The sequence below is a fragment of the Neisseria sp. P0009.S007 genome (assembly GCF_051962515.1).
On sequence record NZ_JBQCVF010000363.1, the window covers coordinates 1 to 1,357 of the forward strand.

Below are 1,357 nucleotides of genomic sequence, written 5' to 3' on the forward strand. Positions count from 1 at the left end.
AAGCTTTTTCTTTGCCTTGCATATTCGGGATTTTGACCTGAATACCGTTGCCTGGGGCAACATCGACAGGCTGGCCTTTGCGGGTCATTTGTTCCAATTTGATGGTTTGGTTGCCGCTCGGGTGGATGATTTCGAGTGAATCGCCGATGGCAAAGCGGTTTTTGACTTCGATAGTCGCACAGCCGTTTTCATCGATTTCGGTAACGTGGCCGACATATTGGCTTTGTTTGGCGATGGAGTGGCCGGTCAGGTAGTTTTGGTAATCCTGAGTTTGGTGGCGCTCAAGGAAGCCGCTGGTGTAGCCGCGGTTAGCAAGGCCTTCGAGTTCGCTCAACAAGCCGTAGTCAAACGGACGGCCTGCAACGGCATCGTCAATCGCTTTGCGGTAGGACTGGGCCACGCGTGCAACATAATAAAGCGACTTGGTACGGCCTTCGACTTTGAGGCTGTCCACGCCGATTTTGGCCAGTTTTTCAACCACTTCGATGCCGCGAAGGTCTTTGGAGTTCATGATATAGGTGCCGTGTTCGTCTTCCATAATCGGCATCATTTCGCCCGGGCGGTTGGACTCTTCAATCAGGAAAACTTTGTCAGCGTATGGGTGGCGTTTTTGACCATTGATGCCTTCAAAGTTTTGGTTGGCTTCTTCTTGGGCTTTTTCAAAGTTGAAACCTTGCAGAAGTTGGGCGTCGCCCGCATCGCTTTCAACGGCGTTGTGAACCTTGTAGTCCCAACGGCAGGAGTTGGTGCAGGTGCCTTGGTTGGGGTCGCGGTGGTTGAAATAGCCGGAGAGCAGGCAACGGCCGGAGTAGGCGATACACAATGCGCCGTGGATGAAGACTTCGAGTTCGATGTCGGGGCATTCTTGGCGGATTTCGGCGATTTCTTCCATGCTCAACTCGCGTGATAGAATAATGCGTTCGACACCGATGTTTTGCCAGAATTTCACGCCCCAGTAGTTGGTGGTGTTGGCCTGAACGGACAGGTGAATCGGCATTTCCGGCCATTTTTCGCGCACAGTCATGATTAAGCCCGGATCCGCCATAATCAGCGCGTCGGGTTTCATGGCAATCAAGGGCTCCATATCGGAAACAAAGGTTTTGAGTTTGGAATTGTGCGGCAGGGTGTTGACGGTCAGGAAGAATTTTTTGTTGCGCTCGTGCGCTTCTTTAATGCCTTGCTCGAGAACGTCGAGTTTGGCAAATTCGTTGTTGCGGGCGCGCAGGGAGTAACGTGGGCTGCCGGCGTAAACGGCATCTGCGCCATAATCGTAGGCGGCGCGCATACGTTCGAGGCCGCCTGCAGGCAATAAGAGTTCGGGTGCTTTCATGTTTTATGCTTTTTAAAATGTTTTCAG

At 52.2% G+C, this 1,357-nt stretch carries 1 protein-coding gene; it reads right to left on the minus strand.

Going from position 1 to position 1,357, the window contains the following annotated elements; translation table 11 throughout:
* Positions 1 to 1,330: prephenate-dependent tRNA uridine(34) hydroxylase TrhP (trhP, locus tag ACTHS3_RS13275; protein WP_440368163.1), on the minus strand; the 1,330-nt coding region annotated here is incomplete at its 3' end.
* Between the last annotated feature and the right edge of the window lie 27 nt (positions 1,331 to 1,357).